This is a genomic window from Prolixibacteraceae bacterium (assembly GCA_019856515.1).
In the GTDB taxonomy this organism is placed as follows: Bacteria; Bacteroidota; Bacteroidia; order Bacteroidales; family Prolixibacteraceae; genus Halosquirtibacter; species Halosquirtibacter xylanolyticus.
In genome coordinates, this window is the sequence record CP082230.1 from 2,128,923 (window position 1) to 2,144,208 (window position 15,286).

General features: G+C 37.6%; 6 protein-coding genes. 2 read left to right on the forward strand and 4 right to left on the reverse strand.

All coding sequences use genetic code 11. The features are described 5' to 3' along the window. Position 1 precedes the first annotated feature (1 nt). Positions 2 to 1,063: an acyltransferase gene (locus K5X82_07580; GenBank protein QZT38751.1), complete on the reverse strand. Its 1,062-nt coding sequence runs from the start codon at positions 1,061 to 1,063 to the stop codon at positions 2 to 4. 325 nt (positions 1,064 to 1,388) lie between these two features. On the opposite strand from K5X82_07580, the gene K5X82_07585 reads away from it, so the two are divergent. Further along, positions 1,389 to 4,067 carry a DUF5686 and carboxypeptidase regulatory-like domain-containing protein gene (locus tag K5X82_07585; protein QZT38752.1) on the forward strand — a complete coding sequence of 893 codons (2,679 nt, stop codon included), beginning with the start codon at positions 1,389 to 1,391 and terminating at the stop codon, positions 4,065 to 4,067. A gap of 368 nt (positions 4,068 to 4,435) precedes the next feature. On the opposite strand, the gene K5X82_07590 is transcribed toward K5X82_07585, so the two are convergent. After that, positions 4,436 to 4,729, reverse strand: a complete 294-nt coding sequence (locus tag K5X82_07590) for a hypothetical protein (GenBank protein QZT38753.1) — start codon at positions 4,727 to 4,729, stop codon at positions 4,436 to 4,438. Between the two features lie 1,081 nt (positions 4,730 to 5,810). Then, a complete protein-coding gene (locus tag K5X82_07595) occupies positions 5,811 to 7,433 on the reverse strand; it encodes a sulfatase (protein ID QZT38754.1) in 1,623 nt (540 codons plus the stop codon). A gap of 385 nt (positions 7,434 to 7,818) precedes the next feature. Here K5X82_07595 and K5X82_07600 point away from each other — a divergent pair, with 385 nt between their 5' ends. Continuing rightward, complete coding sequence (locus tag K5X82_07600) at positions 7,819 to 9,444, forward strand: alpha-L-fucosidase (protein ID QZT38755.1); 1,626 nt, start codon at positions 7,819 to 7,821, stop codon at positions 9,442 to 9,444. A 292-nt stretch (positions 9,445 to 9,736) separates the two neighbouring features. Here the strand turns inward: K5X82_07600 and K5X82_07605 are convergent, their stop codons facing one another. Continuing rightward, positions 9,737 to 15,148: a leucine-rich repeat domain-containing protein gene (locus K5X82_07605; GenBank protein ID QZT38756.1), complete on the reverse strand. Its 5,412-nt coding sequence runs from the start codon at positions 15,146 to 15,148 to the stop codon at positions 9,737 to 9,739. Positions 15,149 to 15,286 lie beyond the last annotated feature (138 nt).

Genomic DNA, 15,286 nt, shown 5'->3' on the forward strand with positions numbered 1-15,286 from the left:
ATTAATGGACCATCATTTTACCTATCGAAATAGATACCCTTTCAATATATCGATATGATAACACACTACTCCAATATACCAATAGAGTTGTTATCAAAACAGCAGTCAATAAGTAGTCTTCAATATTAATATCAAAGACAATAAAGCCATACAGCACTAAAGATTCAATAATAGAATGACACAGATAAGTCGAATAAGATATATCACCTAATTTCAATAGTCTACTAGGTATCTTCCCACTAAAGGACAATAATCCCTCCATAATCATAAACATACCAACCAATAAAGATGCACTTGCCGTGTTTGTTGATAAAATGATGTACGGATTTGAAACCCCACTAATCTCAGGCATAAATAGAGATAAACCACTACCAGTCAATAACACTATGCAAATGACTAGTCTCAAGGACCTACTCACCTCATTAATATAACAACCATAACGTTTATACATATCGGCAATACATAAACCTACAATAAATTGGTATAATAACGGTGACTTAATGACCCACATCCAAATAGGATGAGAAGGTAAAAAGAAACTAAGTATTGGCATTAAGGTCATACAGATACTTACCTTCAATGCCACCCTCCGATTGGACATACTCAATACCAAAGCGATTAACATATAAAAAAAGAATTCGTAGTTTAAGGTCCACCCTACCGTAAGAATAGGATAAACACCTATTCCTGATGGATTATCGAAGGGAATAAACAGTAAAGACTTTATTAAACTTATGATATCAAAACTTGTATAATCAAAGATTGTCGGTAGAATATAGATTAGCAGCGAAATAAGAAGAGTGTAAAACCAGTAAACCGGAACAATTCTCATGATACGCTTTACAAAGAACTGTCTTGCGTTATAATTTCTATTTTGTATACATTGGTACATAACGACACCACTTAATACAAAAAAGACATCTACACCAAAACTACCTTTATTAGAAAAAAACCACCCCAATATACTATCACTCTTAAAATCAAAAAAGGTCTGCATTAGATGATGATAAACAATCATCCATGCAGCTATTGCTCTTAACAACTGTAGAGAATATATTTTCATAAAATCGAACTCTTTTTACATCAATAATTATTTTCATGAATACCTGTTATTATCCCGACAAACATAGCCGATAACCTTATGAAGGTCTCGAACTACTAATGTAACACTACGCTTTGATCCACAATAATTAACGGTCTATTTTATATCAATAAAGATACTTATTCATAGACATAATAATATCATAAAAAGACATTTGTAAGAATAAATATCTTTTTCAAACCCCATTTGTAACATTTACACACTATAGGCGTCTAATAATAATGAAAACAAATGGTTGTCATATCAGAATGTTATAACCATAATAAAATAATTCCAAAACTCACTTATGAACATTACAAAGATTTTATCCTTACTACTTTTCATTATTATCTCCTTTCCGAGCTTTGCACAAGAGCATACTCTAAAAGGAAAAGTATCAGGAGCAGATGGTAAAAGTATTCCATATGCTTCGATTTTTATCAAAGAAAGCAAAACAGGATCTAGCTCCAATGCGGATGGTGATTTTTCAATCAATATCCCAACGGGGAAATACCATTTGGTATTCAGCTACATGGGATACCGAAGCAAAGAGATCGAAATTACCATTCCTACCTCATCTATTCTAGAGGTTACCCTTAAAGAACAGAAGGTACAGGTCAAGGAGGTCAGAGTATACTCTGGTGGCGAGGATCCAGCTGTTTCGATCATGAAGAATGCAATTGTAATGAGTTCTTACTACAAGAAATTGGTCGAGAAATACGATGCGGATGTATATCTAAGAGGTGCAATTAAGTTCGATAAGATCCCTTGGCTTATTCAGAAGATGATCGATAGCGACGACGAAAGCAATAAAGTCAAAGAGGGAGACATTCTCTCTATAGAGAACATGAGTCATGTGAATTTCAGCCAACCAAACCACTACGAACAGACAGTTAAAGCAGTTAATTTCGTAGGACCTAAAGATTTTATGGATGACACAGTAGACCCTATTGAGTTCTTCAATATGAGTATATACGAGGATGCCAACGGACTGATATCCCCCCTTTCACCACGCGCATTCTCCTACTATAAATTTGCCTACCTAGGCTACTTCACCGTGGGAGATCGTAATGTTAACAAGATCCGTATTACTCCTCGTAACAACAACAAACAGTGCTTTTCTGGAGAGATATGCATCTTCGATAACACATGGAATGTATATTCTGTTAACCTTAAGAGCAAACAAAATATTGGTGACTTTAGAATGGAGCAAGTATATAATGATATGGGAAAAGAGGCATATATGCCTACCCAGAACAAGATATATCTTGATATCTCATACCTTGGCGCAAAGCTTAAGATTGACTATGTATCTTCTATAAAGTATAATAGTGTTGAACTAAACAACAACCTAAAACAACCATACCTCTTAGAGAAATACTATGCTCAAATGCAAGCACAAGAGGATGCAGTCGCACAACAGAAAGCCGAGAATGAACAGGTCTCAAAAGAACAAAAGAAGCTCGACGAACTTTTAATGAAAGAAGATCTATCTCGTAGAGATCTTGTACGGATCTCAAAGCTATCAAATAAAATTGATCGACAAGAGAGAGCAAAAGAGAATGGCACAAGCGATAAACCGTCTCTTGAAGTTGTCGATAACCACCACATCAAGGTAGATACACTTGCTTCTAAAAAAGGAGATGAATTCTGGAAGCAGAACCGATCGATTCCTCTATCTATTGAACAGAAAACATATGTTGCGAAACAAGACTCTATACAATCATTGGCATTAGCGACAAAGAGTGACGATGACAAAGAGAGTAAAGATGAAGAACCAGGTGTCGTAGGTAGAATCTTAGGATCAGTAGTTCACCTCAACATCTACAAAAGTAAAGATGATAGCGTACAGTTTGCTTTTACAGGTGTGTCCAATACAGTAGAGAACTTCTTCAATCCTGTAAACGGATGGATGTTGTGGACAGGTCTTAGATACGACAATGATTACAAGAGAATAAATTCTAAACTTAAAGTGGGGTATGGTTTCTCGTCCAAAAGTTGGATGTTCTCTTGGAACGGAACCAAAGAGTACAATTGGAGACGTAGAGGAACCTTCTCTTGGGACGTTGGATCAGTAACACGTGACTTTAAAGGAGACGATGGAATGAATGTTTTTGTGGATGAAGTCACAGCCCTATTCTTCAAAGACAATTATCGTCGTTTTTATCAATCTGACTACATCAGCTTAAACAATCAGATAGATATCACAAATGGTTTGGTGTTTAAAGCGGGTCTGAAATATGAGTCTCGAAAACAACAGCAGAATAACACCGACTACTCTTTTTTCAAGAAAGATGATCCATATCACTCTAACACCCCTGAAAATGGGGATATCACACCAGATATGCTAGCCGACTCCGATGCAAGTGGATACACTGTAGAATTAAGTTATACACCTAGAATGTTCTATCGTTTAGATAAAAAAGATAAGCGCAAACGCCATTTAGGATCAAACTATCCAACATTCACCGTTGGATTCAAACAGAACATTGCTATCGATGCATTAGATACAGAAAGCAAGTACAAGCACCTTTGGGGGGAGATCAAACAACAGGTTGAAACAGGATATGATGCATCATTTAACTATACTGTATCAGGAGGAAAACTATGGGACGTATCTCATTTCTCTGAATTCAATAGTTTCCGTACCCAAAGGGTCCCTTTCTCTATCACGCAATTTGATCCATCAAACATTGGATTCATGATACCAAAGGACTATTCACTAAACGAAAAAGAGTGGTACTTTAACACATTTGTTTCCTACGAAACACAATATATTCTATTAAAATATCTACCCTATCTTAACAACACACTGATGAAAGAATCGATCTCTGTAAATTATCTTAAGAGTGGCCTTCACGAAAACTATGTGGAAGTAGGGTATAGTCTAAATAACATCTTCTTATTTGGCTCTCTCGGCGTCTTTGCTGGCTACGAAAAAGGGTACAATCCAAGATATGGTGTTAAGGCAAGCTTTAAATTCTAACGCCTCTTGAAAAGTACAACACAACATAACTTCTGTAATTTTTAGATTCCATTTAAACCGTACGGTTTAAAAAATCGGGTAGATGGCTGGAAGATATTTAATCTTCCAGTACACCTCCCACACCACCGTACGTACGGGTCTCGTATACGGCGACTCCCTAAATCACGACTTTACTTTCTGATAATAATCACTTAGCGTAATATAGCCTGCCTTCTCCAAATTCTTATTCGTTATAGTCGTTTGTAGAATTGGACTCTTTGAAATGAAATGCGCCAATACTTTTTCCTCGTATTAGCATATTCATACGCTTTGCTCTTCAAAACTCCGATCAAATATGCCGCATGAAATAATGATAATTCGCCATCGGGTTAACACTTACCTTTTCGTAGTTCTGTTATTAAAACTTTTCGATGAAATCTGAGATAATCTTTTAAGGATTCCACCTGCATCTCATCAACTCCATGACTCCCTTTATTTCGATAAACCTGTAAATAAGCCTTATTTAGGTTATCTGATTCTAGGACTCGTTCTAATAAATTATCTGTTGTAATGGTCGTTTTCATAATGGCTTCAGTTATCCCATTGAAAGTGTGCGCTCTTGAGTTATTATCGAGTTCCGCTCTACCTTCACTCAAGTAGCTATCTTCCGATATTTTCTGCATTGATCCCTTCATTAGGTAACAGTCTGTATTATGAACAATTTAAGATTCAGTCCTTCCTGTAAAGTGGATACAGTACTATGACCTCGGCTGACTTCTCACAGTTAACTTTTTGTGAATGGACAGGAAAAAAATACACTGTATCCATCTGTGAGACCTCCCATGGTAAGGAAATTAACTTTCACTCCATCTATCCGCCACATCTACGGTATAAACTCCGTGTAGAATTCGGACTTCACTTTGTTTGGCAAGCTTATCCAGTTATATACCGCCTAATGAGATTCGTATACCTCGGATCAGAGTTTTGCATACGGCTTCCTTCAGGTTATACCTCACGATAAGCACCCTTGCCTTCTGCTAGGTGGTTGGCTCTACAAACCTCCACTACGGACTTGCACCGATTAGTTAATTTACATGCATGGCACACCAATAAAAGGGAAATGATCTTCTGATCTGTTTCCCTTTTTTTATAAGCTATAATACCCCATCTACCCTCAAACGAGCGACAGCCATGCACACGATACCATCTACCCTTCATTCAAGAGTATCATCATAGTAATAACAAGCTTGACGGTGTAAAATTAACTCTGTCTAAATTTTCTTAAATTAGTATACATGGAAAGAGTTGATTTAGAAGATGTAAGAATTAAAGCTCTCATCCCCCCCTTTTTGCTACACCAACTTGGGACCTCTTAACTACCTACTTATACCCTGATAGGTATAAGGAAGTACGGAGGAGGTAGCTAAGAGGTCTATTTTACACCGTCTTTACACTACCGTTTACCGTTTTTTAAATAGAAATAATGGTGCTGTCACTAAACATATCTCTGTATATTATATGCATTATTGATTATCCATCTCCACAAACAATACTCTTCAATAGTGTATCATGAAATAATTATCGATTACAAGAGTAATACTCTATTTCAGAATAATAGTATAAAGTGAAACATTTTTCAGTTATAAAAGTAATACTCTATTTCAAAATAATAGGGACCATAAACGATAATTATTTACCGTATATGGTCCCTGTGTAGTCGCTATTAAAAGCGACTACTTTAAGTACTATTACTATTCTATATGATTACAAGTTCCAGTTGTCCTCAATAATCTTTTTAAGGTCAGGATAGTTGTTATCCTCTTCATTAAGTGCCTTACGTTTGTTTTTCAGACGGACTTTTAGATCTTTGATAACTGAAGCATATTTAGGGTCATCATATCGATTAACCATTTCGCCTGGATCTTTCTGCAGGTCGTAGAATTCCCATGCTACTGGCGTTTGATATTTAGGCATCGCACTTAAACCTTTTTTTCCTGTTTTTCTTTTCTTGTAATCTTTTCCATAAAAAAGAATCAGCTTATAACGCTTTGTTCGGATACCAAAATGGGCTGGATTACAATGGTGTGCCATATGCATCCAATAGCGATAATAAGTTTCTTGTTGCCATCCATTAGGCTCCTCTCCTGTTTCTAGGATAGACTTAAAGCTGTGGCCTTGCATCTTGCTAGGAACTTTACCACCTGCCATATCAATGATCGTTGGGGCGAAGTCAGTGTTATTGATGATCGCATCGGTCACTGTTTTGGGTTTGATTGTTTTCGGATAACGTACCATAAATGGCATTCTCATAGACTCTTCGTAGATCCAACGCTTATCGATATAGTCATGTTCTCCCAAGTTAAACCCCTGGTCCCCAGTATAAATAATGATGGTATTATCCATTAAATCGTTCTTTTCCAAGTAGTCGAATAGACGTTTTACATTATCATCTACCCCTTTGACACATCTCAAGTAACGTTTAAGATACTCTTGGTACGCTTGGTGTTTATACTCAAGATCAGATAATGACTTATCAGTTCTCATGTGTCGCCCCATATTACGCATTATATTGCGACGGCCTACACTCGTACCGATGGTGTCACGTAGTTGATCATTCACACCACGTGTTGCTACAGACCCATGATCAGGGCAGTAATAGAGACTAGAGGGTTCAGGGATAAAGGTGTCTTCTAAGTAGTCCTTATACTTAGGGTTGAATTCGAATAGATCATGCGGTGCTTTAAAGTGATGCAGTAGTAGAAATGGTTTACTTTTATCTCTTTGGTTCTCTAACCAATCGAGTGAGATATCGGTGATAACATCAGAAGAGTGTCCTTTATAAATTCGCCCTTCAATGTACTCATTCTTATAACCTTTCTTTCCATACTCTTCTCTAGTCACACGATCATTTGATCCTTTCTCTTGAAGAACAGGATCGAAATATCGTCCTTGTCCTGGGAGAACATTGTAATAATCAAAAGCCTCAGGCTTGGTGTGAAGGTGCCATTTTCCAATAATTGCTGTTTGGTACCCTAGTTTTTTCATCTCTAAAGGGAGATACTGTCTTTCGACGGGAAGCTTTGATCCTAGATCTAATGCACCATTGGTTTGACTATACTGTCCTGTAATAATACAAGCTCTTGAAGGAGTACAGATCGAGTTTGTACAGAAGGCATTCTCAAAACGGATGCCCTCTTCAGCGATTCTATCAATCGTTGGGGTTGGGTTTAGAGGGGCTAGACGACTATGGTATGCACCAATCGCTTGGCTAGTATGGTCGTCTGACATAATAAAAAGAATGTTTGGACGCTTACTTTTCTTTTTGGCTATCGCACCAAAAGAAAACATTAGCAGACCTGAAATCAATATCAAGTTTTTCCTATTCATAGTTTATCTTCTTTGTTATTGTTATGGTTTAATTCTCGTTGACAATATTATAGTTTAAAGTATAACATACGTAACACATAACGCCCAATCAATAGCATATACAATGCAATTCAACATACCTTAAATTCAATGCATATAAATATCATACTAGAGGAGTTTCACATTCCCAATATCACATTGGATGTCTAGGGAAAGGTTTATTTTTTAAATCTTTTCTCCTCTATTCTCCACCTGGTACGACTTCAATATATGGTCGATGATTAAAATTAAATATTATTCATAATAGTTTATTATTCAATTTATTTCTAAATTACACATATTCATTTCAATCGATTGAAATGAATGTAACTAAATCTATTTTAAATTCAAACTAATGTAAATAAAAATGAAACATTGTAGATTACAAACCTATGTCCTTGCACTTTGTTTTATGGCTTTCGGTCATATCACACATGGCAAAAAGAAAATAACTACTCCTGAAAACCCAACATGGGAAGAGGTTACGAAGAATTATGAATTTCCCACATGGTTTACAGAGGCCCGCTTTGGTATTTGGCTTCATTGGGGTGCACAAACACAACCATCAAAAGGAGGTGGATGGTATGCACGACATATGTATCAGGAGGATGTTGGTAGAGAAAAATGGGGAAAGAATGCTTATGCATATCACAATAAGACCTATGGTCACCCTTCTGAGGTTGGATTCAAAGATGTTGCCAATGCATGGAAGGCAGAAAACCTTGATGCGAATAAATTAACCAAATATTTTAAGAGTATTGGGGCTAAATATTTAATGGTGTTATCGAGTCATCATGATCACTTCGATAACTTCGCCTCAACATACCATCCTTGGAACTCCGTTAATGTTGGGCCTCACAGAGATATCATTGGAGAGTTTAATAAGGCTGCAAAGAGATATCATATACCTTATTGTGTAAGTTCTCATGATGATCGTTACAAAAGGTGGTGGTTACCAGCGTTTGGTTCTGATAAAAGTGGTCCTAAGAAAGGTGTCCATTATGATGGGTATATGACCAAAGAGGATGGTATAGGCAAATGGTGGGAAGGATTAGATCCAGCAGATCTATATGGGGTACCACCTGAAAAGCGAACTCCAGCATGGCACAAAAAAGTGGACCAAAATTGGTTAGATCGCCATACTGAGTTGGTCACTAAATATGATGTAGACATGCTATGGTTTGATGGTCATGAGTTTCCATATGACAGTTATGGAAAGGAACTATGTCGTAGATTCTACTACAATAGCATGAAGAAGAGTGGCAAGGTTAATGTTGTTGTTGCTGGTAAGTTTCGTAACGAACCTGCGACAGTAAAAGATGTAGAGCGAGGTGGAACCAATGAGATTCTTCGCGTACCTTGGCAAGGAACGCTTACTTTCGGTTCTTGGTTCTACAAAGAAGATAAAGAAATTCGTCATAATACTAGAACGGTTATTGAGAACATGGCGGATATTATCAGCAAAAATGGTAATCTTTTGTTGAATGTAGAGTTATATCCTGATGGTACAATTCCTCCATCACACAAACTTATACTTGATGAAGTGGGACAGTGGATACATACCAATAAGGAGGCTATCTATGCCAGTAAACCATGGAGTGTATATGGAGACAATCTGGGTTCGACCAGAATGGTTTCTAAAGATGGTGGTCAGATTGGAGAAGTTAATTTGGCTGATTTGAAAAAGAACAAGAAGAAAGAACATTTTAATGCACGAACGAAGTCATCTCCAGCATATGGCAATGATGAAGTACGCTTTACAACCAAAGGAGACCACCTTTATATGTTTGTATTGAATCCAGCGGAAGGTGATATCGAGATTCCTTCTTTGGGTTTCGCGTCATTAAAAGATAAAGAAGCAATCCGTTCGATTAAGATGCTTGGAGGGCATAAAGTCCAGTTTAAGCAGAAGCAAGATAAGTTGGTTTTATCAGTACCGAATAAGAGACCAAACAACTATTGTGCAGTATTTAGAATTGATGGATTGCTATAGTTTAAGTGTTTTGAGATAGAGGTATTCTAAATTTAACTTAGAGACTCTCTGTGATATTAACACGATGAACCTCATAAAGGTTGGGGGGGAGTATTGGAAGGTTCGAGTAAATATTTCAGTACTTCTGCCCTATTCACATCACCTATTTTATTTGTGGTAAGATGTAAAAAAAGAAGGTGTTCTTCCCACGATATGAGGAAGAACACCTTTATTTTTTATCTATATCAGCAGTGATACCAATTAAATTATTTCATCATTCAATTGGTATGTTTGCCAATCGTAGATAAACCGATTAACGTTTTAGGACATGTACTGATCCATCTTTAAAGGTAAGACGTATTAATAGCAGCGATGTCTCTTTACATGGAATAGCTACCGTAGTGCTATTGCATTCATGTTCGTAAAGCTTTATTCCTAATATATTAAACGCTTCTACTCTCTTAAGGTCATCCGCATTGTCAATATGGATAACACCATCTTTCACATAGGCTTTCACATCAGCAGATGTAGATAGATTGACATCCGTTGAGATCTTCCCCATTCTGAACTGCGACCATAGGGCGTGTGCTCTGTAATCGCTAATGGCTCTATTAGGTACAGTCAATAGTATATCTCCCACCATCGACATATCAAAACTATTATTGTATAGTGTTGGAGGAGTTACGGCATCACATATCACCTGATCAATAGACCATAAGCCATCGAATATCTCTGCCGGTACTTCAGTAAGAGTAGAAGGGAGATGGAGGGTACCCATTGTCTCATAGAATGTGGTTTTCTGACCAACACAGAACTTTAGTACTTTGTAAGCTTTCTCCCCAAATCCAATACCATAATCATCTACTTCATTAATCATATATGCTCTTGTCTTGTAGTCGATAGATGTGATGCCCTCTTGGAAAGTTACATCAGATAAGTATGGACAAGATGCAAAAGCTGCAAAGCCGATCGACTTGATGGTATTCGGAATGACTAGATCTCCTCTAAGTTCTCCACAAGAGTAGAAAGCAGCTGGTCCAACCACTTTGATATGGTTCAAGAAGCTAACGAATCCACCCATATTGTAACAGCCTGCAAATGTAGCTAGTCCAACAGTCTCTAATCGAGCCTGGTCACCTATAATCAATTCTCTGATGTTCTGACAGTAGTAGAAAGCGAAGTTATCAATAGTTTTAATTTTGGATGGTGAGGCAAATCTAAGTACACCATTTAATCCTTTACATTGAGAGAAAGCAAATTCACCAACTCGTTCCACGCCTGCTGGAATAGTTAAGCTTCCTGACAATCTAGTACAACCATGGAAAGCCTCATCATCGATCAAAGTCAAAGCAGAATTGTCTCCAAAATTAAGGGGCCCATTAATTCCTGTACATTGACAAAATGCATAAGCACCGATTGATGCTACAGTCGAAGGAATATTAATGGCTCCAGTCATCTCGATACAGTTATCGAAAGCGAAATCTTCGATAACTCGTAGTTTGTTCGGGAATATCACTTCTCCTTTAAGTGCATTAGCAACTGCTGCACCACTCGACCTTTTGGCCGACTCACTGAAAGCCCTATCACCAATTGCCAAGACATCTTTACCATTAATTTGGTTTGGAATAGCTAGACCATCATTAGGAAGAGTTCCTGTGAAACCTGTAATTTTTAATCCCTCTTCATGGATAGATCCATTATCATAAGTATAAGCTTCCGTCTTCCAAGCAAAGGAAGGTGTTACCACTGTTTTCAATGAAGCAAATTCACTCCAACCTGTCGCTTTAGCATAAGTGATTTTACTAGGAACGTCAAGTTTCGCATTTGCATATACATCTGAAGTAAACAGAGCAACTTCAATCCTAGGAGGAAGAGGGTTTGCAGAGGTGATAGCGGTGATTTTTGTACAACCATCAAAGATCCCTGTGTCTATAGAAACGACGCTGTTACCAAATGTAACGTTCTTCAATGTGTTCGGCAACGAACTGTCTTGATTGAAGAGTGCATTATACTCATTAGTACCTGTAACATGTCCTTTATCACCTCTATTGTCCACCAAATACTTCACCACCGTTTTATCAACGAACTCCACTCTTTTGACTCCATCAGGAATCGTTAAGGAGGTAATATTCGTTGCATGGAAAACACCGAAACTTAGCTTCTGAAGTGTATTAGGTAGGATGACCTCATCGGCTAGTGCACTACAACCTGAGTAAGCACCACCACCGATCTCAGTTACTCCTGTAGGGATCTCTAGAGTTCCTGAAATACTAGCGCAGCCTGCAAAGCTCATGTGACCAATTTTAGTCAATTTAGAACCTGCGGCAAAAGTGAGAGCTGTGATATTCTTACAGTTTAAGAAACTGACATCCCCAATCTCTGTAATAGAGGCAGGAATATGTAGTGTCCCTGTTAAATTTGTACTTCCAAGAAATGCACTCTTCTGGATTATCTCAACGCCTTCAGAGATCGTTAGTGTTCCATTTAAACCAGTACAGTAACCGAAAGAATATGGCTCCAACTTAGATACTCCAGAAGGAATTGTCAAATCACCAGTAAAGCCAATACAGTCTTGAAATGCTTCATGAGCGATTATTTCCAATGATGACGGTAGATTAATCGACCCCGTCATATTAGCACAGCCTTTAAAGGCCTTGTATTTAATCGTTTTCAACTGTGATCCATTCTCAAAGATAAGTTGTCCTGATAATCCAGTACAATCTTTGAATGAAGACAGACCAATGGATACCACTGTGGCTGGAATCGTCAGGTCTCCTGTTAGATTACGACATGAACTAAAAACTTGATCTTCGATAACCCTTAAACGATTAGGGAGTATCAATCGTCCTTTTATCTTCGATGAATAGCTAAAAGCTAGATCACCGATAGCCAATACAGGTTTCCCATTAATCGTATTTGGAATGGTAAAATCATCCGTAACTTGTTTACCACTATATCCAGTAACTTTTAACCCCTCTTCATGGGTTGTTCCATTGTCAAACACATATGGCTCTGTCTCCCAATTTGAATTTTGAAGGACACTCTTTAATGCCTCAAATCTCTTCCAACCATTAGCTGTGGCATACTGCTTAGGTGTAGGAACTGTTAGGCTTGCTACTCTATATACCTGCGAAGAGAAAAAGTCATTATGAATTGCTGGAGGGGTAGTGTTACGACTCTCTATCTTTCTTATATTTGGACAGTTATTAAATAGACCAAGGTCTAAAGAGTTAAGGTCACTACCCATGATTACTTTGTCCATAATCATAGGGAAGGTATTGATCTTAGCACTTAAATTCTTAAAGACAAGTGTTTGTGTAAAGAAATCTCCTAGTATATTTTCATTTAAGGATTTCTCAAACGTAGATTTATCTATATACTCAAGTCTTGTCACACCATCAGGAATTGTTACAGAGCTAAGCTTTGTAGCCTCAAATGCACCAAAACCAAGAGCTTCAATTCCTGTTGGTAAAGTGATATCCACTGGTAAGTTCATACAACCGAAGAAAGCTGCTCCTCCGATCTTAGCGACACTATTTGGCAGATCGAATGTACCAGACAATTGACCACAACTAGCAAAAGCCATGTGACCTATTTGAGTTAAATTGGATAATGAAGCAAACTCTAGACGGGTTAAACCAAAACAACCCATAAATGCACCCGTCTCGATTTGGTGAACAGTCGATGGAATTGTTAATGTTCCAGATAAGCTACTACACTCTAAGAATGCTCCATCCTTAATCTGTTCTACACCCTCAGACAGGGTTAATGATCCTTCTAAAGAGGAGCAGTAAGCAAAGCTCAACGCTCCTATTTCGTGAACACTTGCAGGGATAGTTAGATTACCTGTTAACCCACTACAAGCAAAGAAGGCCTGCTGACCAATCTTTGTAAGGCTTTGTGGCAATATCAAATTACCAGTCATGCTACTACACAGATGGAAAGCCTTTACCCCAATCTCTTGGAGTTTAGAACCTGCTTCTATCACGAAGTTATTGTTACTACATCCAGTAAATGCACCATTTCCAATCGAGATAACTGAGGCTGGAATCGATATTGATCCCGAGATATTTGAACAGTCGCTAAAAGCATTGTCTTCAATAACACGAAGTGTTGTAGGAAGAGTTACTGCTCCTTTTAATTCTATATTCGAAGCAAATAGATTCTGGCCAATAGCTAAAACCTTCTGTCCATTAATCATGTCTGGAATAACAAGATTAGATAGGTCAAAACTACCATTATATGTAACAACTTTCACCCCATTCTCGTGGATAGATCCTTTGTTGTATTCATATGCCTCTACTTGCCACACATCTGGTTTTACCACCTTCTTAAGAGACTCAAACTCTTTCCATCCTGTTGCTGCTGCATAAGCCTTTTCATCCTTTACAACCACATTTGACTTACTGTATATATCCTTATTGAAACATGCTTTTTCAATCGTTGGGACTATAGGATTATTACTTGTGATAGTAGCGATGTTTTGGATCTGATTAAACATACCTGATTCAATAGAGGTCACGTTTTCACCAAAAGTCACATTATCTAGTGTCGAGCAGAATGTACGACCACTTGACAACAACTCCACATAACATTTAGTACTAATAATATGGTTGCGATCGCCTCGATGTGAGATTGTCTCTACCAGTTGTTCTTTAGTGAAAAAAGAGATATCGGTCACCCCATTAGGGAAGGTGAAATTTTTAATTTCGGTTTCTGAGAAAGCACCATATCCTAACTCTTTTAGCCCATTGGGGAATACAAAATCCTTTGTTAGTTGGCTACATCTGGCAAAACATCCAGCCCCAATTTTTGTAATCTTATTGGATAGACTATTAATCTTAGCCAACGATGTACAGCCTATAAAGGCAAGGTGTCCCAAAGAAGCTGTTTGTGAAAAGTCAGCAAATGTAATTCCTTCTAATCTTACACAATTCATGAAACTAGCATCCCCAATAGCTGTGATAGAAGAAGGAACGTATAAGTAACCTGAAAGATTCGAACATCCAAGAAATGCACTCTTTTGGATCTCTTTAACTCCTTCAGCCAGACGAACACCTTCCAAAGCAGAACAATACCCAAAAGTATAAGGCTCGATCTTCTTGACACGTCCAGGGATATTTACAACACCTCTTAGACCACTACAGTCTTGGAAAGCTTCAGGGCCAATGTTAGTTAACCCCAATGGCATATCTATAATTTCTTTTAATCCAGTACAGTTTTTGAAAGCTCCCTTACCAATAATCTTTAAGTCATGGTATAAACCTAGATGAAGAACCCCATCGAAACCAGTACATCTCTCAAAAGCTCCCTTACCGATAATTTGAACTGATGAAGGGATCACAATGCTGCCAGTGAAATTATAGCACCCATTAAATGCATCATCTTCAATTACCCCTAGTCCTTCAGGTAATTGCAATGGACCTTTTGACATCGATACACCTTTAAATACATTTGATCCGATAGCTACGACAGTACCACCAGGAACTTCTGAAGGAATCTTAATTCCTTCTCTGTTATCACTTCCAATATAACGAACTAGTTTTATACCACGGACATGGATATCTCCTTTATCATATTGATAGCGTTCTGTTTCCCATTGAGGGATAGAGTGAATCCCGAGAGATATTCCTGAGGGATCTTCTTTGAGATCACCTCGATCTTGCGCCCATCCTGAAAGGGCAAGGGACATCATTAATAGTAAAGTGTAGAGTTTTTTCATCATAGATTTATTATTTATTTATATAAGGTTGATTCAAAAAGAATAGGGCTAGAACTGAACCTATTACATAAGAATAACCATACCTCAATATCTTTTGAGTCAAATGACCTATTATGTTTTAAAGAAATATGGAGTTCTTCA

Coding starts and splice junctions, on each gene's coding strand:
- K5X82_07600 (QZT38755.1), top strand. CDS start 7,819: ATGAAACATTGTAGATTACAAACCTATGTCCTTGCACTTTGTTTTATG.
- K5X82_07580 (QZT38751.1), bottom strand. CDS start 1,063: ATGAAAATATATTCTCTACAGTTGTTAAGAGCAATAGCTGCATGGATG.
- K5X82_07605 (QZT38756.1), bottom strand. CDS start 15,148: ATGATGAAAAAACTCTACACTTTACTATTAATGATGTCCCTTGCCCTT.
- K5X82_07585 (QZT38752.1), top strand. CDS start 1,389: ATGAACATTACAAAGATTTTATCCTTACTACTTTTCATTATTATCTCC.
- K5X82_07595 (QZT38754.1), bottom strand. CDS start 7,433: ATGAATAGGAAAAACTTGATATTGATTTCAGGTCTGCTAATGTTTTCT.
- K5X82_07590 (QZT38753.1), bottom strand. CDS start 4,729: ATGCAGAAAATATCGGAAGATAGCTACTTGAGTGAAGGTAGAGCGGAA.